Raw genomic sequence first — 18,038 nt, 5'->3', positions numbered from 1 at the left:
AACCAAAAGGAACATGATGGCAGAACTCACGATCAGCCCGGACGAGATCCGGGATGCTCTCAAGGACTTCGTCAAGGCCTACGAGCCCGGCAAGGCCGCGGCGACCGAGGTCGGTCACGTGATCGACGCTGCTGATGGCATCGCACACGTCGAAGGCCTCCCGGGCGCCATGGCCAACGAGCTCCTCCGCTTCGCGGACGGCACCCTCGGCCTGGCCCTGAACCTCGACGAGAACGAGATCGGCGTCGTGGTCCTTGGCGAGTTCGGCAACATCGTCGAAGGCCTCGAGGTCACCCGTACGGGCGAAGTCCTCTCGGTTCCCGTCGGCGACGGCTACCTCGGCCGCGTTGTGGACCCGCTCGGCAACCCGATCGACGGACTCGGCGACATCGCATCGGAAGGTCGCCGCGCTCTCGAGCTGCAGGCCCCCGGCGTCATGCAGCGCAAGTCGGTCCACGAGCCGCTCCAGACCGGCATCAAGGCGATCGACGCCATGATCCCCGTCGGCCGCGGTCAGCGTCAGCTCATCATCGGCGACCGCCAGACCGGTAAGACGGCCATCGCGATCGACACGATCATCAACCAGAAGGCCAACTGGGAGACGGGCGACCCGAACAAGCAGGTCCGCTGCATCTACGTCGCCATCGGCCAGAAGGGCTCCACCATCGCTTCGGTGAAGGGTGCCCTGGAAGAGGCCGGAGCGCTCGAGTACACGACGATCGTCGCCTCGCCCGCATCCGACCCCGCCGGCTTCAAGTACCTCGCGCCCTACACCGGTTCGGCCATCGGCCAGCACTGGATGTACGGCGGCAAGCACGTCCTCATCATCTTCGACGACCTGTCGAAGCAGGCCGAGGCCTACCGTGCCGTTTCGCTCCTCCTGCGCCGTCCGCCGGGACGTGAGGCATACCCCGGTGACGTCTTCTACCTGCACTCCCGTCTGCTGGAGCGTTGCGCGAAGCTGTCCGACGAGCTCGGCGCCGGTTCGATGACGGGTCTGCCCATCATCGAGACCAAGGCCAACGACGTCTCGGCGTACATCCCGACCAACGTGATCTCGATCACCGACGGCCAGATCTTCCTCCAGTCCGACCTTTTCAACGCCAACCAGCGTCCCGCGGTCGACGTCGGTATCTCCGTCTCCCGCGTCGGTGGCGACGCCCAGGTCAAGAGCATCAAGAAGGTCTCCGGAACCTTGAAGCTGGAACTGGCCCAGTACCGCTCGCTCGAGGCCTTCGCGATGTTCGCGTCCGACCTCGACGCGACGAGCCGCCGTCAGCTCGCCCGAGGCGCACGCCTCACCGAGCTGCTCAAGCAGCCGCAGTACTCGCCGTACCCCGTCGAGGAGCAGGTCGTCTCGATCTGGGCCGGAACCAAGGGCAAGCTCGACGAGGTGCCCGTCGAGGACGTGCTGCGCTTCGAGCGCGAACTGCTCGACTACCTCGGCCGCAACACCGACGTCCTGACCACGCTGCGCGACACGAACGTGCTCGACGACGCGACGGTCGCGACCCTGGAGACCGAGGTCGACAAGTTCGCCCTCGAGTTCCAGACGAGCGAGGGCAAGTCCCTCGGCTCCGAACAGTTTGAGGAGCTCCCGGTTGAAGACGTCAACCAGGAGAAGATCGTGAAGGGTCGCCGCTAGCCCATGGGCGCTCAACTCCGGGTCTACACGCAGAAGATCAAGTCTGCGCAGACGACCAAGAAGATCACGAAGGCGATGGAGCTCATCGCCGCGTCGCGCATTCAGAAGGCGCAGGCGCGGGTGGCGGCATCCGGACCGTACTCTCGTGCGATCACTCGGGCCGTGTCCGCCGTCGCGACGTACTCGAACGTCGACCACGTGCTCACGACCGAGCCGGAGAAGGTTGAGCGCGCTGCGGTCGTCGTGTTCGCTTCGGACCGCGGCCTCGCCGGCGCGTTCAACTCGCAGGTCCTCCGTGAAGCCAGCGAGCTGACCGAACTGCTGCAGAGTCAGGGCAAGGAAGTCACGCACTACCTCGTGGGTCGCAAGGCCGTCGCCTACTTCACCTTCCGTCGGCGCGAGTCGGCCGGATCGTGGGTCGGCAACACCGAGAACCCCGACTTCGCCACCGCGCAGGAGATCAGCGCAGCCATCCTCGAGGCCTTCCTGAAGGACGCGAAGGACGGCGGCGTCGACGAGATCCACATCGTCTACAACCGCCTCGTGAGCATGATGACGCAGACCCCGGAGGTCGTCCGTCTCCTGCCGCTCGAGGTCGTGGAAGGTGTGGAGGAGCCCACCGATCGTTCGGTCCTCCCGCTCTACGAATTCGAACCGGACGCCGAGAGCGTGCTCGATGCACTCCTCCCGACGTACATCGAGAGCCGCATCTTCAACGCTCTGCTGCAGTCGTCCGCTGCGAAGCACGCTGCAACGCAGAAGGCGATGAAGTCCGCGAGCGACAACGCCGAGAAGCTCATCACCGACTACACGCGCCTTCGCAACAACGCCAGGCAGGCCGAGATCACGCAGCAGATCTCCGAAATCGTCGGTGGCGCTGACGCGCTCTCGTCCGCCAAGTAACACGCACACGTATCTGTAGAGACAGAGAAGAGAAAAGAACATGACCCCCAACGCAACTGCCGAGCAGGGCGCTGCCGCGGTGAAGGCCGGCGCCATCGGCCGAATCTCGCGAGTGACGGGCCCCGTCGTCGACATCGAGTTCCCGCACGATGCCATTCCCGGCATCTACAACGCGCTGAAGACCAACGTCACCATCGGCGAGGAGACCTCGGTCCTCACGCTCGAGGTCGCACAGCACCTCGGCGATGACGTGGTTCGCGCCATCGCGCTGAAGCCGACCGACGGTCTGGTCCGCGGCCAGGAAGTCACCGACACGGGCGAGCCGATCTCGGTTCCCGTCGGCGACGTCACCAAGGGCAAGGTCTTCAACGTCCTCGGCGAGGTGCTCAACGCTGAGCCGGGCGAGCAGATCGAGATCACCGAGCGCTGGCCGATCCACCGTCAGCCGCCGGCATTCGACCAGCTCGAGTCCAAGACGCAGCTGTTCGAGACCGGCATCAAGGTCATCGACCTCCTCACGCCGTACGTCCTCGGTGGCAAGATCGGCCTCTTCGGTGGTGCAGGTGTCGGCAAGACCGTCCTCATCCAGGAGATGATCCAGCGCGTCGCGCAGGACCACGGTGGTGTGTCGGTGTTCGCCGGTGTCGGTGAGCGCACCCGTGAGGGCAACGACCTCATCCACGAGATGGAAGAAGCAGGCGTCTTCGAGAAGACCGCCCTCGTCTTCGGCCAGATGGACGAGCCGCCGGGAACGCGTCTGCGCGTCGCCCTCTCGGCTCTGACCATGGCGGAGTACTTCCGTGACGTGCAGAAGCAGGACGTGCTGTTGTTCATCGACAACATCTTCCGCTTCACGCAGGCCGGTTCCGAGGTGTCGACCCTGCTCGGTCGTATGCCTTCCGCCGTCGGCTACCAGCCGAACCTCGCTGACGAGATGGGTCTCCTCCAGGAGCGCATCACCTCGACGCGTGGTCACTCGATCACCTCGCTGCAGGCCATCTACGTTCCTGCCGACGACTACACCGACCCGGCTCCGGCAACGACGTTCGCGCACCTCGACGCGACGACCGAGCTCTCGCGTGAGATCGCATCGAAGGGCCTCTACCCGGCCGTCGACCCGCTGACCTCCACGAGCCGTATCCTCGACCCCCGCTACTTGGGCGCCGACCACTACCGCGTGGCCACGACGGTCAAGCAGATCCTGCAGAAGAACAAGGAACTGCAGGAGATCATCGCGATCCTCGGTGTCGACGAGCTCTCGGAAGAGGACAAGGTCACGGTGTCGCGTGCGCGCCGCATCCAGCAGTTCCTCTCGCAGAACACCTACATGGCGAAGAAGTTCACCGGTGTCGAGGGTTCGACGGTTCCGCTGAAGAACACGATCGAGTCCTTCGACGCGATCGCCAAGGGCGAGTTCGACCACGTGGCCGAGCAGGCCTTCTTCAACGTCGGTGACATCAACGACGTCGAAGAGCGTTGGGCGCAGATCCAGAAGGAGAACGGCTAATCATGGCCTCCGCTCCTCTGACCGTGAGCGTCGTCGCGGCCGACCACGAAGTGTGGTCCGGCCAGGCGCGCCAGCTGATCGCGAAGACCGTCGACGGCGAGATCGGTATCCTTCCCGGACACGAGCCGATGCTTGCCATCCTCGCTTCCGGTGAGGTGCGCGTCACGCTCGACGACGGCTCGAAGGTCGTCGCGAACGCGGAAGACGGCTTCCTCTCCGTCGAGAACAACACCGTCACGGTGGTGGCCGGCAACGCCACCCTCGTGAGCAACTCGTAGCCGAGTGCTGATCCTCCTTCCCCCTTCGGAGACGAAGCGGGACGGCGGCGGCGGAAGAGCCCTGGACTGTGCGAACCTGCGCTTTCCGGGGCTCTCGTCGTTGCGCGGTGAACTCGTCGATGCTGTTGTGTCCCTCGCTTCCGATGAGGCGGCGACGATCACGGCGTTGAAGCTCGGTCCGAAGCAGCACGGTGAAGTGGCGCGCAACCGCGTGCTCGCTTCCTCGCCGACGATGCCGGCGATCGACCGGTACACGGGTGTGCTCTACGACGGCCTGGACGCCCCGAGCCTGTCGGATGCCGCTCGCGCGTTCGCGGGCGAGCACCTCGTGGTGCACTCCGCGCTGCTCGGGCCCGTCGGCGGGCTCGACGAGGTCCCCGCGTACCGACTGTCGCACGATTCGCGTGTGCCCGGGTTCGTGCTGCGTCGTCACTGGGCGGCGCCTGTCGCGGCGGAACTCGCTGCGACGACAGGGCTGCTCCTCGACCTTCGTTCGGAGGGGTACGTCGGGCTCGGTCCGGTGCCCGTGCGGCCCGGTGCCGTGTTCCTCCGGGTGCTCACCGAGGGGCCAGACGGCGCCCGCCGTGCCCTCAACCACTTCAACAAGCAGGCGAAGGGCCGGTTCACGAGGGCGTTGCTCGATGCTGGTCTGGATTTCCAGACGATCGACGAACTCGTCGACTGGGCGGCCATCGCCGGATTCCGCTTGGAACCCCACGGTGAGCCCGATGCTGATCGCGGAGGACTGCCGGCCGAACTGGCCCTCGTCGTCTGAGCTGGCCGGAACTCGGGCACCGACGGCGCAGGCCGGGTCGCGCAGGCCGGGCACGGCCTGCCGGAGCTGGGCTGACCTGAACTGGGCCGGCCGGAGCTGGGCTGACCTGAACTGGGCCGGCCGGAGCTGGGCCGGCCAGGGCAGCGCAGACCGCGTCGCGCAGGCCAGGTCTCCCGGACCGGGTCGATCAGGCCGCGCGCCAGCACCCTGCGAAATGGTCGTCCACGAGCCCGGCCGACTGCATGAGCGCGTACATCGTTGTGGGCCCGACGAACTTGTAGCCTCGTTTCCGGAGCGTCTTGCTCAGCTCCGTGGACTCCGGGGTGACCGCGGGCACATCCTCCCAGACGACGGGTCGGGGCCGCAGCGTGCCCGTGGGCGCGAAGCTCCACACGAGGTCGGACAGGCTCTCGCCCAGGGCGAGCGTCGTGCGTGCGTTGCTGATGGCCGCGGTGATCTTGCCTCGGTGCCGGATGATTCGCGCGTCCTGGAGGAGCGTCTCGACGTCGTCGTCCGTCATCGCGGCGACGGCGGCGATGTCGAAGTCGTGGAAGACCTCCCGGAAGGCGGGGCGTTTCCGCAGGATCGTGATCCAGGAGAGTCCTGCCTGGAAGCCTTCGAGGCTGATCTTCTCGAACACCCGCTGATCGCCGATGAGCGCGGTTCCCCACTCCTCGTCGTGGTACCGCTGATACTCGGGGTCGATGCCAACCCATGAGCAGCGGGATCGGCCGTCATCTCCCACGATGAGCGGTGCGCGTTCGGTCATGTGCGGTACTCGATCCCTTCGTGAGCCAGCAACCACTCCTTGGTGGCCGGTCCGTTGCCGCCGGAGCGGTTCACTCCAGCGTATGGGGTGAGCCGTCCTCCCGATGCGAGCACCCGATGGCACGGGATCAGGACGGCCACTGGATTCGCCCGGACCGCCTGCCCTGCCGCTCGTCCGCCGAGCGGCGCGCCCGCCGCCATCGCGAGGTGCCCGTAGCTCGTCGTCGTCCCGAACGGAACCGCGGCGAGTTCGTGCCAGACCGCCTGCTGGAAGGGCGTCCCGGCCGGACCGATCGGAACGGAGAATCCTGCCGGATCGCCCGAGAAGTAGGCCTCGAGTTCATCGACCGCACCGAGGAGGAGTTCGTCCGGCCGTTCGTCGAGCCCATCGAACGGGAGGTCGCCGTTCTGCTCGATGCTCACCGAGGTGAGGACGTGGCCGTCCGACACGAGCTGGAGCCTGCCGATGGGACTCGGCATCCGGACGAAGCTCGTGAGGAGATCCGGCGTCTGCGGGGGAGTCGCGGTTGTGATCGTGCTGGTCGTTGTCGTGCTGTTCGTTGTCATGCTCCGACGCTACGAGCGGTCCTCAGGCTCCCGCAGGCTGCGGAAGCGATCTGTGGACGACTCCGCGAAATCGCGGCCTGTGGAGCAGTCTCGGGCCGCGTCCGGACTAGGCTGGCCACGCCGACGACCAGGGGAGTCCCACGATGCCACTGCACCAGCTGCTCGACCAGTCGCTGACCGGATCCGCGCTCGCCACGGCGCTGGCCACCGTTCCGGACCCGCACCCCGATTCCGGCCGCGTCGCCGCGATGGTCTTCACGATCCTGTTCGTCACCGGCGTGATCCTGCTCGTGACCTTCGCCATCACCTACGTCATCCTCGGAATCGCGCTTCAGGCGCTCTTCGCCAAGGTCGGCATCGAACGCTGGAAGGCGTGGGTGCCGGTCTACCAGTACTGGACGTGGCTACGCCTCGGCGGGCAGAGCGGGTGGTGGGCGCTGTGCATCCTGATCCCGTACGGCTCGATCGTGACGCTCGTCTTCCTGTACATCGGCATGAACCGGACGAACATCGCCTTCCGCAAGGACACCGGCTTCCTCGTGCTCGGGATCTTCCTGCCAGTGGTCTGGGCGCTCATCCTGGGCTTCGGCCAGGCACGGTACGAACCGTGGCTCATCGCCCAGCGCGGCTACCCGATGCCCCTCGAAGGCTGGGGCTCCCCGTCGAACCCGTACCCCGGGCAGTTCCCGCCACGGCACGACGGCCAGCGGCGCCAGCCACAACAGCCGCAGCACCCCGGCGGGCCGCAGGGTCCGTTCGGGTCGCAGGGCTAGCCTGGGAGCATGGCTGACACTTCCTTCCGTTCCCTGGGCCGCAGCGGCCTCCGCGTCTCCGCCGTCGGCATCGGCTGCAACAACTTCGGTCGCTCAGGCACCGTCACGGAGGAACAGGCGGGGACCGATGCCGTCGTGGACGCGGCGATCGATGCCGGCGTCACGCTCTTCGACACCGCAGACATCTACGGGAAGTCCTACGGCCTGAGCGAGACGATGCTCGGCAACGCGCTCGGCGACCGCCGGGACCGGGTGGTCGTGGCCACGAAGTTCGGCCACGAGGCATTCGACAGCCCCGTTCCGCACTGGGGCGCGAAGGGGTCCAGGCGATACATCAAGCTCGCGGTCGAGGGATCGCTCCGCCGTCTGCGGTCCGATTGGATCGACCTGTACCAGCTCCACACCCCGGACCCGAACACACCCGTCGAGGAGACGCTCGGCGCGCTCGACGAGCTCGTGGCGGAGGGCAAGATCCGCTACTACGGCCACTCCAACTTCGCCGCGTGGCAGCTCGTCGACGCCGACTGGGCAGCGAAGGCGCAGCAGCACACGGCGTTCGTCTCCGCGCAGAACGAGTACAGCCTGCTCGTGCGGCAGGCGGAGGACGAACTCTTCCCGGCCATCGAGCGCACCGGCATCGGATTCCTGCCCTACTTCCCGCTCTACAACGGGCTGTTCACGGGCAAGTTCACGCGATCGGGCGGCCCGTCGGACAGCCGGCTCATCCGTCAGCGCAAGCACCTGCTGGACGCGGCGCCGTGGGATGACATCGAGCGCTTCCAGGCGTTCTGCGACGAGCGCGGCATCACGATGTTGGAAGCGACGTTCGGCTGGTTGCTCGCGCAGCCCGTCATGAGCAGCGTCATCGCGGGGGCGACGACGCCGGAGCAGATTCGCGGCAATGCCGCAGCGGGCGCCGCTTGGACGCCCACCGCGGCGGAGATCACCGAGATCTCGGAGTTGTTCCCGCCGGAGGCTCGTCCGGAGGCGTAGCCGCCCGTGAGACGGCTGTCGCAGTCGAGTCGTTCGCGGCCTCGTTCGCCGCGGTGAGGTCTTCGACGGCCTCGGCGCGCAGCGTGTCCTGACGCACCGCCTCGAGGTCGAGTGCCGCCGTGAACGTCTCGGTGAGCTGCTCGGTCAACTGCCCGGAGAGCTGTTCGCTCACCCGTTCTGCAACGTCTTCGGCGACCCGATCGGTGACGCCGGCCGAGACCGATCTCGTGAGCCGCTCGCGGAACAGCCGTCGTTTGATCGCCGTCTCCGCGACGACCTCGGCCTGGAACGCCTTGAAGCTCGAGATGCACATGAGGATGATCACGACGCTGAACGGGAGGGCGGTGATGATCGCCGCGGTCTGCATGGACGCCAGCCCACCGGCGATGAGCAGTGCGATCGACAGCACACTCGTCACGACCGCCCAGGCGATCCGCACCCGGTTGCGCGGTTCCGTGCCGCCCGTCGTGAGCATGCCCATCACGAGCGAACCGGAGTCCGCCGAGGTGACGAAGAACAGCAGGATGAGCAGGATCGCGCCGATCGTGGCGATGTTGCCGCCCGGCAGCCCCGCGAGCATGTTGAAGAGCGCCGTGTTGAGGTCGACGGGCCCGTCCGCGCCGCTGAAGTCACGTCCCTGGAGCGACTGCATGATGGCCGTTCCCCCGAGGACCGCGAACCACAGGAACGTGAGGAGCGTCGGGACGAGGAGCACGCCGAGGATGAACTGGCGGACCGTGCGACCGCGCGAGATGCGCGCGATGAAGACACCGACGAACGGCGCCCACGACATCCACCAGCCCCAGTAGAACGTCGTCCACGACGCCTGCCACGCTTCACCGGCTGCGCCCTGGTACGCGGAGACGTTGAAGGTGAGGCCGACGACGTTCTGCAGGTAGGCGCCCATCGCCTGCACCCACTCGCGCAGGAGGAAGAGGGTCGGGCCGGCGAAGAGGACGAACACGAGCAGGAGCGCCGCAAGGATGAGGTTCGTGTTCGACAGCCACTTCATGCCCTTGTGGACGCCGGACACGAGGGAGAAGATCGTGACGCCCGTGATCACGAGGATGAGGATGATCTGCGTGACGAGACCCGGTTCCGCGATCCCCGTGTAGCCGAGGCCGGCGGAGATCTGCAGCACGCCGAGGCCGAGCGAGGTCGCGACGCCGAAGACCGTCCCGATGACGGCGATCGAGTCGATCGCGTTGCCCCAGCCGCCTTCGACGCGCTTGCCGAGGAGCGGTTCGATGGCCCAGCGGATCGACATCGGCCGGCCCTTGCGGTGCACGGCGTAGGCGAGCGCCACACCGACGACGGCATAGATCGACCACGCGTGCAGACCCCAGTGGAGGTAGGTCTGCGTCATCGCCTGCTGGGCGAGCGCCTGCTGCGAACCGACGACGCCCGGGCGGGGATCGAGGAAGTGGGTGAGGGGTTCGCCGACGCCGTAGAAGACGAGGCCGATGCCCATGCCGGCGGCGAACAGCATCGAGAACCAGGAGAGGAGCTTGAACTCCGGCTCCTCGTCGTCCTTGCCGAGCTTGATGTCGCCGAACTTCGAGACCGCGAAGACGATGGCGATGACGACGAACGCGGCGACGAGCAGTACGTAGTACCAGCCGAGACTGCCGATGATGCCGCTCTGGATGGCGCCGAAGACCGCTTCGGCCTGTGCCGGGAAGACGATCGAGAAGATCGCGACCGAGAGGATGACGGCGAGGGCCGGCCAGAGGACCCACGGGTTGAAGCGTGTCGGGGGAGTGACGGTCCCGGAGCCGTCGTCCGAGCTGCCCGTGCCGATGGTGTCGTCGGACGTGCCGCTCGTCGTGGTGGGGGAAGTGGTCTTCGAGCGCGCCTTCGCGGTCTTCGGTCTCGGTGTTCGTGCGCTCATCGTGCGTCCTGCTCCCGGTTCGCCGCCGGAAATCGTCCCCGGCGATCGCTCCAACCCTACGGAAACGGTTCCGGACCAACAACGTTGCGCTGTCGCCCGTCATGTGCTGTGAGACCGGTGAACCCCTGATCCGGCGGCAGAGCGAGCGCTGATGCCGCGGCCCGTCCGCCTCAGTGCGCTTCTCGATCTGCGCCTAGGAGTTGAGGGCCGCGAGCGCCCAGTTGAGCGTCGTTGCGAAGAGGATCCACGCCCAGTAGGGGATGAGGAGCACGGCCGCGAGTTTCGAGACCTCCCAGAACGACAGCATGGTCGCGAGGACGGCGATGTCGAGCAGCAGGATGACGACGAGCGCGATCCACAGCGCGGGTGCGCCGATCGACGGGTAGAGGCCGAAGAAGAACGGCGTCCAGATCGAGTTGAGGGCCAACTGGATGATGTAGACGGTGAGCGCGCGGCGGGCTTCATCGCTCACCTCGGGGGTTCCGTCGCGGCGGCGACGCCAGACGAGCCATGCGGCGACCGCCATGACTGGGTACAGCACGCTCCAGACCGGGCCGAAGAGCTGGTTGGGCGGGTTCCAGAAGGCCTTGTCGGCGGAGGCGTACCAGCCGTCGACGTTCTGGAAGGTGAAGAGGGAACCGAACGCGGCGACCGCGAAGGCGATCACGATGAAGCACACGAGGGCGAGCGCAGAACGTCCGGTGGAGTCCTGCACGACGGCTCGTCCCGTGCTCGGCTCGATGCTCCTGGCCTCGGCACTGGGTGCCGTGACGTGCTGCGCGGTATCGGTCATCATCGTCTCCTCTGGGTCGCTGTGTCTGTGTCCCGGCGTCGTATCTCGCCGTGACCGGTCGTGTCCGGTCGTGTCCGGAGAACAGGGCACGGGACGACGATAAGTAAGCCGGCTGATGGATTCCACCCCTTGCGTCCGGCGGCCGAGGTGTGGATGAGGGTGTCCTGCATTGCGAGTGAGCGCTCACTCACTTATGATCATCGCGTGGACATCCAGGAGACCGATCCGGCCCCGCGCACGACGCCGAGCGGCCGTGCAGCCCCGATGCCCGCCGACGACCGGCGGGCGATGATCGCCGCGGCCGTCGTCCCGCTCCTGCTCGAGCACGGCCGGGACATCACGACGAAGCAGATCGCCGAGGCCGCCGGCGTCGCTGAGGGGACCCTGTTCCGGGCGTTCGGCGACAAGGAGGCGATCATCCGCGCCGCGATCGTCGCCTACCTCGACCCGGAACCGCTGCGGAAGGAGCTCCGCAGCATCGATCAGGAGTGGCCCGTCGAGCGGCAGATCCGCACGATGCTCATCGCGCTCCGCGAACGGTTCCGCGGCGTCTTCCGGATCATGTCGGCGGGGGAGCACTCCGGACCGCCGCCCGGCCGCGAGGCGCGCATGGAGTTCGCGACGATCATCGAGAGCGTTCTCGAACCGCATCGCGACCAGCTGAACTGGCCGCCCGTCCGCGTCGCCCACATCGCGCGGCTCCTCGCCTTCGCGTCGTCCGTCGAACCGCTCAACGAGGGCACCGAGTTCGACGACGACGAACTGACCGCGATCTTCCTCTACGGCGTCGTCGGGACGCCTCCGAGCTCGGACACGTCGTCCGTCCTGCCAGCTTCCTCCGTCCCCGTTCCATCCAACACCGCTTCACCCGGTACCGCTTCACCCGGTACCGCTCCAACCGGTACCGCTCCACCCAGTACCGCTCCACCCAGCACCGCTCAGCCCAGCGATGTCGCCTCCAACACCGCTCCGCTCGTCACTCGCATCGATCGGGAGTTCGTATGACCACCACCGCCCAACCCACAACGGGTCCGTCAACCGACGCCGCCGGTCCACCCCGCGCCAAGCGGAAGGACGGCCCCATGCTCTGGAGCCTCTGCGTGACGTACCTGCGGCCGTACTGGCCGCTCGTGCTCGCCGTCGTGGTGCTCCAGCTCGCGCAGTCCATCGCGTCCCTCTACCTGCCGACGCTCAACGCCGACATCATCGACCAGGGCGTCGCCAAAGGCGACACGCAGTACATCCTGAGCACCGGCATGGTCATGCTCCTCGTGACGCTCGCCCAGGTGATCTGCGCGATCGCTGCCGTGTACTTCGGAGCCCGTGCCGCGATGGCGATGAGTCGAGACCTGCGTGGCGCGGTCTTCACGAGGGTGTCGGAGTTCTCCGAGCGTGAGGTGGCCCAGTTCGGGGCGCCGTCGCTCATCACCCGCAACACGAACGACGTGCAGCAGGTGCAGATGCTCGTGCTCATGACGTTCACGCTCATGGTCTCCGCACCGATCCTCGCGGTCGGCGGCGTCGTGATGGCGCTCCGGCAGGACCTCGAGCTCTCGTGGCTCATGGCGGTCAGCATCCCGATCCTGCTCATCGCGGTCGGGCTCATCGTCGTCCGCATGGTCCCGCTCTTCCGTCTGATGCAGGCCCGCATCGACCGCATCAACCAGATCCTGCGCGAGCAGCTCTCCGGCATCCGCGTCATCCGGGCCTTCGTGAAGGAGGACGTCGAGCGGAAGCGCTTCGCCGTCGCCAACGAGGAGGTCACGGACACGGCGCTCAAGGCCGGACGGCTCATGGCCCTCATGTTCCCGATCGTGATGCTCGTGCTCAACGCGTCCAGCGTCGCCGTCCTATGGTTCGGCAGCTTCCGCATCGACGACGGTTCGATGGAGATCGGCACGCTCACCGCCTTCCTGCAGTACCTCATGCAGATCCTCATGGCCGTCATGATGGCCACGTTCATGGCCGTCATGATTCCGCGCGCCGCGGTCTGCGCCGACCGGATCGGAGCCGTCCTCGGCACCGAATCGAGCGTCGTTCCGCCGACGAACCCGATCGAGCTCGTCACGCCGAGCGGCGATGTCCGCCTCGACGCGGTCTCCTTCTCCTACCCGGGCGCGGCCGATCCCGTCCTCAGCGACATCTCCTTCCGTGCGGCGCCGGGCACCACGACCGCGATCATCGGTTCGACCGGTTCCGGCAAGACGACGCTCGTCAACCTCCTGCCGCGACTGTTCGACGCGACCGCCGGCAGCGTGATCGTCGACGACGTGAACGTCCGCGACCTCGACCAGGACCTCCTGTGGGGCAGCATCGGCCTCGTCCCGCAGAAGCCCTTCCTCTTCTCAGGCACGATCGCGAGCAACCTGCGGTACGGCAAGCCGGACGCGACCGACGAGGAATTGTGGGCGGCGCTCACCACGGCGCAGGCGCGCAGCTTCGTCGAACGGCTCCCGGAAGGCCTCGATGCGCCGATCGCGCAGGGCGGCACGAACGTGTCCGGCGGGCAGCGACAACGATTGGCGATAGCGAGGGCCCTGGTGAAGCGGCCGGAGATCTTCATCTTCGACGACTCGTTCTCCGCGCTCGACCTCTCGACCGACGCTAGGCTCCGCAAAGCCCTCGCGTCGGACGTCAGCGACGCCACGATGATCATCGTGGCCCAGCGGGTGTCCACCATCATGGACGCCGATCAGATCCTCGTGCTCGAGGACGGCCGCATCGTCGGTCGTGGAACCCATGACGAACTGCTCGAGACGTGCGCGACGTACGTCGAGATCGTCGAGTCGCAGCACGCAGCGGAGGATGCAGCATGAGCGAGCGCACACCCGCCGGGAACACCGGCAACGCGGAGAACACCTCCGCCAGCTCCACGGTCGCGCGCCCGCCCGTCAGGCGCGGACCCGGCGGACCCATGGGCGGCGGCGCGGGCATGCCCGCCGAGAAGGCCATGAACTTCGGACCGTCCGCGAAACGCCTCCTCGGCCGATTCGCGCCCCACAAGATCGCGCTCATCCTCGTGACGATCCTCGGCGTCATCAGCGTCGCGCTGAGCGTCATCGGGCCGAAGCTCCTCGGTGAGGGCACCAACATCCTCTTCGAGGGCATCGTCTCGAAGGGGCTCCCCGCCGGCGCGACCAAGGCGCAGGTCATCGAGGGCCTGCGCCAGAAGGGCGACACGGGGCAGGCCGATCTCCTGAGCGGCATGAACCTCAACCCCGGCCACGGCATCGACTTCAGCGCGCTCAGTATGATCCTGCTGCTCGTCATGGCGATCTACGTCCTGTCGAGCGTCTTCGGCTGGCTGCAGGCGTACGTGCTCAACGGCATCGTGCAGCGGACGATGTTCCGACTCCGCGGCGACGTCGAGGCGAAGATCCACCGGCTCCCGCTCGGCTATTTCGACCGCGTCCAGCGCGGCGAGCTCCTCAGCCGTGTGACGAACGACATCGACAACATCGGTCAGAGCATGCAGCAGACGCTGAGCCAGGCGCTGACCTCGCTGCTCACGGTCGTCGGCGTCATGATCATGATGTTCGTGATCTCGCCGCTGCTCGCGGTCATCGCCCTCGTCACGATCCCCCTCACGCTCCTCGTCACGGTCCTCATCGCGAGGCGTTCGCAGAAACTGTTCGTGCAGCAGTGGAAGCACACCGGGGAGCTCAACGGTCAGGTCGAGGAGGCGTTCAGCGGTCACGCACTCGTCAAGGTCTTCGGCCGGCAGCGTGAGGTGATCGCCGAATTCGGTGAGAAGAACGACCGGCTCTTCACGGCCTCGTTCGGTGCGCAGTTCGTGTCCGGCATCATCATGCCGGCCATGATGTTCATCGGGAACCTCGTCTACGTGGCGATCGCCGTCGTCGGCGGTCTGCAGGTGGCGGCCGGCGCGATGCGACTCGGCGACGTCCAGGCGTTCATCCAGTACTCGCGTCAGTTCACGCAGCCGCTCAGCCAGCTGGGCTCCATGGCGAACCTCCTGCAGTCGGGCGTCGCGAGCGCCGAGCGCGTCTTCGAGCTGCTCGACGCGGAGGAGCAGTCCGCCGACCCGGCAGACCCGCAGTCGCCCACGGAGGGCAACGGCCGCCTCGTGTTCGACGACGTCTCCTTCCGATACGTCCCCGACAAGCCGCTCATCGACCACCTCGACCTCGTGGCGGAGCCCGGGCACACGGTCGCGATCGTCGGCCCGACCGGTGCAGGCAAGACCACGCTCGTGAACCTCATCATGCGGTTCTACGAGGTCGATTCCGGTCGGATCCTCCTCGACGGCGTCGACATCAAGACGATGACCAGGGATGATCTGCGTTCGCGCACCGGCATGGTGCTCCAGGACACCTGGCTGTTCGGCGGCACGATCCTCGAGAACATCCGGTACGGGAGACAGGGAGCGACCGACGAGGAGGTCATCAACGCTGCGAAGGCCGCGTACGTCGACCGCTTCGTCCACTCGCTCCCGGACGGGTACGCGACCGTGCTCGACGACGAGGCGTCCAACGTCTCCGCGGGTGAGAAGCAGCTCATCACGATCGCCCGCGCCTTCCTCGCCCGGCCGAGGGTCCTCATCCTCGACGAGGCGACGTCGTCGGTCGACACCAGGACCGAGGTCCTCGTGCAGCAGGCGATGGCCGCGCTCCGCCAGGAGCGCACGAGCTTCGTCATCGCGCACCGGCTGTCGACCATCCGCGACGCCGACCTCATCCTCGTGATGGAGAACGGTTCGATCGTCGAACAGGGATCGCACGACGAGCTCATCCTCGCGCACGGCGCCTACTGGTCGCTCTACAACGCCCAGTTCGCGAGCGCGCTCGTGGACGACGACGACGTGGTCGGCACGGGGTCCTGACCCGGCGGACCCGCCCCGGCCGGCATGGATCGCCTCCTCGTCCGGCCAGGGCGGTGCGGGCGGCATCCGCGCCTGGATGCGTTTCAGGATGCGTTCCGGATCCGCTCCACGACCCGCATCCTCCGTTTTCCGGCAGACTCACCGCCGACCGCATGAGGCGCTCGGCAGGCAGTCTTTCCTGAAAACGGAGGATGTGACGTGCGGCAACCGCATTCTCGTGCAGAATTGCACAAGAACCCGCAGGAGGACCGGTGCCACGAACCACGCGTACGAAGCGCCGCATCCGCAACTCCATCGTGTGGGGCGTCGTCGCGGTGGTCCTCGCATCGGCCGCGCTCGTGGTCGCGATGGTGAGCCGCAGCGCATCCGAGGACGGCAGCCCGTTCGCCGGTCAGCAGCTCTACGTCGACCCGGGCTCCTCCGCAGCGAAGGCGGCGGCCAAGGAGACCGGCGCCGAGAAGCATGCGGCGAAGCAGCTCGCCGCTCAGCCGACGGCCATCTGGCTGCTCCCCGAGCGCTACCCGGTCTCAACGGTCGCCGACACGGTCGCCTCGATCGTCGCACAGGCCGAGACCGAGGGTCGGATGCCCGTCTTCGTGGTCTACGGCGTCCCCCAGCGGGACTGCGGCAACCAGTCGGCCGGCGGCACCGCATCTGACGAGTACCAGGCGTGGGTCGGCGAGATCGCGTCGAGCCTCAAGGACCACCGCAGCGCCGTCATCCTCGAACCGGACGCCGTCGCCCTCGCGCCGGACTGCGGCGATCGCACCGAACGGATGACGCAGCTCAAGCAGGCGACGAAGCAGCTGGCGAAGGCGGGCACCGACGTCTACCTCGATGGCGGCCACTCCACGTGGCGACCGGCGAGCGAGATGGCCGGGCTCCTCAAGGAGGCCGGGATCGAGGACGCCAGAGGCTTCGCGACCAACGTCTCGAACTACAACGCGACCGACTCCGAACTCCACTACGCCGCACAGCTGAGCGAGCTGCTCGGCGGCAAGCCGTTCGTCATCGACACCTCGAGGAACGGCAGCGGATCGAACGGCGAATGGTGCAACCCGTCCGGTCGCACGATCGGCGACGAACCGCTGACGGTGACTGCCTCCCACCTCGACGCGAACCTCTGGATCAAGGCCCCGGGAGAGAGCGACGGAGAGTGCGGCGGTGGCCCCCAGGCTGGGGTATGGTGGCCGAAGCGAGCCATTGAACTCGCCAAGGGTTTCAGCGCATGGTAAAGACGGTGAAGACCACATCCCGGTCCGGATGTGCGAGTACGACCGGGGAGAGAGAATCGTGACCGCACAGGGTGCATCCGAGCGGCGGACGGCCGTCGTCATCGAGGACGACGCAGACATCCGCCAGCTCCTTGAAACCGTTCTCGAGCAGGCCGGATTCGACACCGTGTCCGCGGCCAACGGCATCGACGGCGTCGAGGCGGTCCGCTCGCACAACCCGCTCGTGACGACGCTCGACGTGAGCATGCCCGGCATCGACGGCTTCGAGGCCGCGAAGCGCATCCGCGCCATCAGCAACACGTACATCGTGATGCTCACGGCTCGCGGCGACGAGATCGACACCCTGCAGGGCCTCGACTCCGGTGCCGACGACTACATGACGAAGCCGTTCCGTCCGCGCGAACTGCGCGCCCGCATCGAAGCGATGCTGCGCCGACCGCGCATCGGCGGCGACGCGCCTCCCGTGAACCCGGCCGAGGCGCCCGCGCAGCAGCAGGCGCAGCAGGGGCAGATGCTCGAACAGCACCAGCTCGTCGAAGCCCAGCAGGCCCAGCAGTCCCAGCCCGTCCAGCAGCTCCAGGGCGGCCAGGACCAAGGGCAGGGCACCGGTCCAACCACCGTCATCGCCCGTCACGCCGCGCCGAACCTGCCCGCCGTACAGCCCATCATCATGCAGCCGGCTCAGGCCGACGACGATGACCCGGACGGCTGGCTCATCCATCGCGGCCTGCGGCTCAGCCCGGCCACGCGCATCGTCGAGATCGATGGCGCCGAGATCGACCTGACCCGCAGCGAGTTCGAGCTCCTGCAGGCCCTCATGGAGTCGCGTCGACGCGTCCGGAGCAAGGCCGACCTCGCCCTCATGCTGCGCGGCGAGAGCTACATCACGGCCTACTACGTGAGCGAAGCGGACAAGCGCGCCATCGAGGTGCACCTCGCCAACCTGCGTCGGAAACTCGCGGACAGCACGGTCGCGCCCCGCTTCATCGAGACCGTCCGTGGCGTCGGCTACCGCATGACCTCGGACGAGTAGCAGCGCTTCAGCGCGTCCCGAGGCGCTGGAGCCG

Annotated in this window: 16 protein-coding genes; 12 read left to right on the top strand and 4 right to left on the bottom strand. The window is 67.2% G+C overall.

Going from position 1 to position 18,038, the window contains the following annotated elements; genetic code table 11:
• Positions 1-16 precede the first annotated feature (16 nt).
• The 5 genes from atpA to ACQ3HB_RS18220 are packed head-to-tail and all read left to right on the top strand — an operon-like array spanning position 17 to position 5,108.
• Positions 17-1,645 (top strand): F0F1 ATP synthase subunit alpha, encoded by a 1,629-nt coding sequence (gene atpA, locus ACQ3HB_RS18240; RefSeq protein WP_430921996.1) that lies wholly within the window; start codon positions 17-19, stop codon positions 1,643-1,645.
• A gap of 3 nt (positions 1,646-1,648) precedes the next feature.
• Entirely contained in the window at positions 1,649-2,548 is a 900-nt protein-coding gene (locus tag ACQ3HB_RS18235) for a F0F1 ATP synthase subunit gamma (RefSeq protein ID WP_430921995.1), read from the top strand.
• 40 nt (positions 2,549-2,588) lie between these two features.
• On the top strand, positions 2,589-4,055 hold the full coding sequence (gene atpD / locus ACQ3HB_RS18230) for a F0F1 ATP synthase subunit beta (protein WP_430921993.1): 1,467 nt from the start codon (positions 2,589-2,591) through the stop codon (positions 4,053-4,055).
• Between the two features lie 2 nt (positions 4,056-4,057).
• Entirely contained in the window at positions 4,058-4,333 is a 276-nt protein-coding gene (locus ACQ3HB_RS18225) for a F0F1 ATP synthase subunit epsilon (protein ID WP_430921992.1), read from the top strand.
• Between the two features lie 4 nt (positions 4,334-4,337).
• A complete protein-coding gene (locus ACQ3HB_RS18220) occupies positions 4,338-5,108 on the top strand; it encodes a YaaA family protein (protein ID WP_430921990.1) in 771 nt (256 codons plus the stop codon).
• A 187-nt stretch (positions 5,109-5,295) separates the two neighbouring features.
• Here ACQ3HB_RS18220 and ACQ3HB_RS18215 read toward each other — a convergent pair whose 3' ends face one another.
• Both ACQ3HB_RS18215 and ACQ3HB_RS18210 read right to left on the bottom strand, forming a co-directional pair.
• Complete coding sequence (locus ACQ3HB_RS18215; protein ID WP_430921988.1) at positions 5,296-5,877, bottom strand: DNA-3-methyladenine glycosylase I; 582 nt, start codon at positions 5,875-5,877, stop codon at positions 5,296-5,298.
• On the bottom strand, positions 5,874-6,443 hold the full coding sequence (locus tag ACQ3HB_RS18210; protein ID WP_430921986.1) for a methylated-DNA--[protein]-cysteine S-methyltransferase: 570 nt from the start codon (positions 6,441-6,443) through the stop codon (positions 5,874-5,876). The genes ACQ3HB_RS18215 and ACQ3HB_RS18210 overlap by 4 nt, the downstream gene beginning before the upstream one ends.
• Positions 6,444-6,586: 143 nt before the next feature.
• Between ACQ3HB_RS18210 and ACQ3HB_RS18205 the strand changes: the two genes are divergently transcribed.
• Entirely contained in the window at positions 6,587-7,216 is a 630-nt protein-coding gene (locus ACQ3HB_RS18205) for a DUF5684 domain-containing protein (RefSeq protein ID WP_430921985.1), read from the top strand.
• Positions 7,217-7,225: 9 nt separating this feature from the next.
• A complete protein-coding gene (locus tag ACQ3HB_RS18200) occupies positions 7,226-8,209 on the top strand; it encodes an aldo/keto reductase (RefSeq protein ID WP_430921983.1) in 984 nt (327 codons plus the stop codon).
• Here ACQ3HB_RS18200 and ACQ3HB_RS18195 read toward each other — a convergent pair.
• Together ACQ3HB_RS18195 and ACQ3HB_RS18190 are read right to left on the bottom strand one after the other, a co-directional pair.
• Entirely contained in the window at positions 8,160-10,100 is a 1,941-nt protein-coding gene (locus tag ACQ3HB_RS18195; protein ID WP_430921981.1) for a BCCT family transporter, read from the bottom strand. The genes ACQ3HB_RS18200 and ACQ3HB_RS18195 overlap by 50 nt on opposite strands.
• 193 nt (positions 10,101-10,293) lie before the next feature.
• Positions 10,294-10,893: a TspO/MBR family protein gene (locus ACQ3HB_RS18190; RefSeq protein ID WP_430921979.1), complete on the bottom strand. Its 600-nt coding sequence runs from the start codon at positions 10,891-10,893 to the stop codon at positions 10,294-10,296.
• 204 nt (positions 10,894-11,097) lie between these two features.
• Between ACQ3HB_RS18190 and ACQ3HB_RS18185 the strand changes: the two genes are divergently transcribed.
• The 5 genes from ACQ3HB_RS18185 to ACQ3HB_RS18165 all read left to right on the top strand — a co-directional run bounded on the left by ACQ3HB_RS18185 (position 11,098) and on the right by ACQ3HB_RS18165 (position 18,004).
• The gene (locus tag ACQ3HB_RS18185; protein WP_430921978.1) at positions 11,098-11,898 is read left to right on the top strand and encodes a TetR/AcrR family transcriptional regulator; all 801 of its coding nucleotides are present in this window, start codon (positions 11,098-11,100) and stop codon (positions 11,896-11,898) included.
• 77 nt (positions 11,899-11,975) lie between these two features.
• Positions 11,976-13,709, top strand: a complete 1,734-nt coding sequence (locus tag ACQ3HB_RS18180) for an ABC transporter ATP-binding protein (protein ID WP_430922104.1) — start codon at positions 11,976-11,978, stop codon at positions 13,707-13,709.
• Positions 13,706-15,736, top strand: a complete 2,031-nt coding sequence (locus ACQ3HB_RS18175) for an ABC transporter ATP-binding protein (protein ID WP_430921977.1) — start codon at positions 13,706-13,708, stop codon at positions 15,734-15,736. The genes ACQ3HB_RS18180 and ACQ3HB_RS18175 overlap by 4 nt, the downstream gene beginning before the upstream one ends.
• A gap of 251 nt (positions 15,737-15,987) precedes the next feature.
• The gene (locus ACQ3HB_RS18170; protein ID WP_430921976.1) at positions 15,988-16,971 is read left to right on the top strand and encodes a glycoside hydrolase family 6 protein; all 984 of its coding nucleotides are present in this window, start codon (positions 15,988-15,990) and stop codon (positions 16,969-16,971) included.
• Positions 16,972-17,029: 58 nt separating this feature from the next.
• Entirely contained in the window at positions 17,030-18,004 is a 975-nt protein-coding gene (locus tag ACQ3HB_RS18165; protein ID WP_430921974.1) for a response regulator transcription factor, read from the top strand.
• The last annotated feature ends 34 nt before the right edge of the window (positions 18,005-18,038 follow it).

The sequence above is a fragment of the Plantibacter lichenum genome, from assembly GCF_050587525.1.
Lineage (GTDB): Bacteria > Actinomycetota > Actinomycetes > Actinomycetales > Microbacteriaceae > Plantibacter.
The sequence above is the reverse complement of the archived record's forward strand: the minus strand, read 5'-3'. Positions and strand labels throughout refer to the sequence as shown.

Excerpts from the sequence above, each read along its gene's own strand:
- ACQ3HB_RS18235 (WP_430921995.1), top strand. The coding sequence starts at position 1,649 with ATGGGCGCTCAACTCCGGGTCTACACGCAGAAGATCAAGTCTGCGCAG.
- ACQ3HB_RS18215 (WP_430921988.1), bottom strand. The coding sequence starts at position 5,877 with ATGACCGAACGCGCACCGCTCATCGTGGGAGATGACGGCCGATCCCGC.
- ACQ3HB_RS18225 (WP_430921992.1), top strand. The coding sequence starts at position 4,058 with ATGGCCTCCGCTCCTCTGACCGTGAGCGTCGTCGCGGCCGACCACGAA.
- ACQ3HB_RS18175 (WP_430921977.1), top strand. The coding sequence starts at position 13,706 with ATGAGCGAGCGCACACCCGCCGGGAACACCGGCAACGCGGAGAACACC.
- ACQ3HB_RS18205 (WP_430921985.1), top strand. The coding sequence starts at position 6,587 with ATGCCACTGCACCAGCTGCTCGACCAGTCGCTGACCGGATCCGCGCTC.
- ACQ3HB_RS18180 (WP_430922104.1), top strand. The coding sequence starts at position 11,976 with ATGCTCTGGAGCCTCTGCGTGACGTACCTGCGGCCGTACTGGCCGCTC.
- ACQ3HB_RS18210 (WP_430921986.1), bottom strand. The coding sequence starts at position 6,443 with ATGACAACGAACAGCACGACAACGACCAGCACGATCACAACCGCGACT.
- ACQ3HB_RS18195 (WP_430921981.1), bottom strand. The coding sequence starts at position 10,100 with ATGAGCGCACGAACACCGAGACCGAAGACCGCGAAGGCGCGCTCGAAG.
- ACQ3HB_RS18190 (WP_430921979.1), bottom strand. The coding sequence starts at position 10,893 with ATGACCGATACCGCGCAGCACGTCACGGCACCCAGTGCCGAGGCCAGG.
- atpD (WP_430921993.1), top strand. The coding sequence starts at position 2,589 with ATGACCCCCAACGCAACTGCCGAGCAGGGCGCTGCCGCGGTGAAGGCC.
- ACQ3HB_RS18200 (WP_430921983.1), top strand. The coding sequence starts at position 7,226 with ATGGCTGACACTTCCTTCCGTTCCCTGGGCCGCAGCGGCCTCCGCGTC.
- atpA (WP_430921996.1), top strand. The coding sequence starts at position 17 with ATGGCAGAACTCACGATCAGCCCGGACGAGATCCGGGATGCTCTCAAG.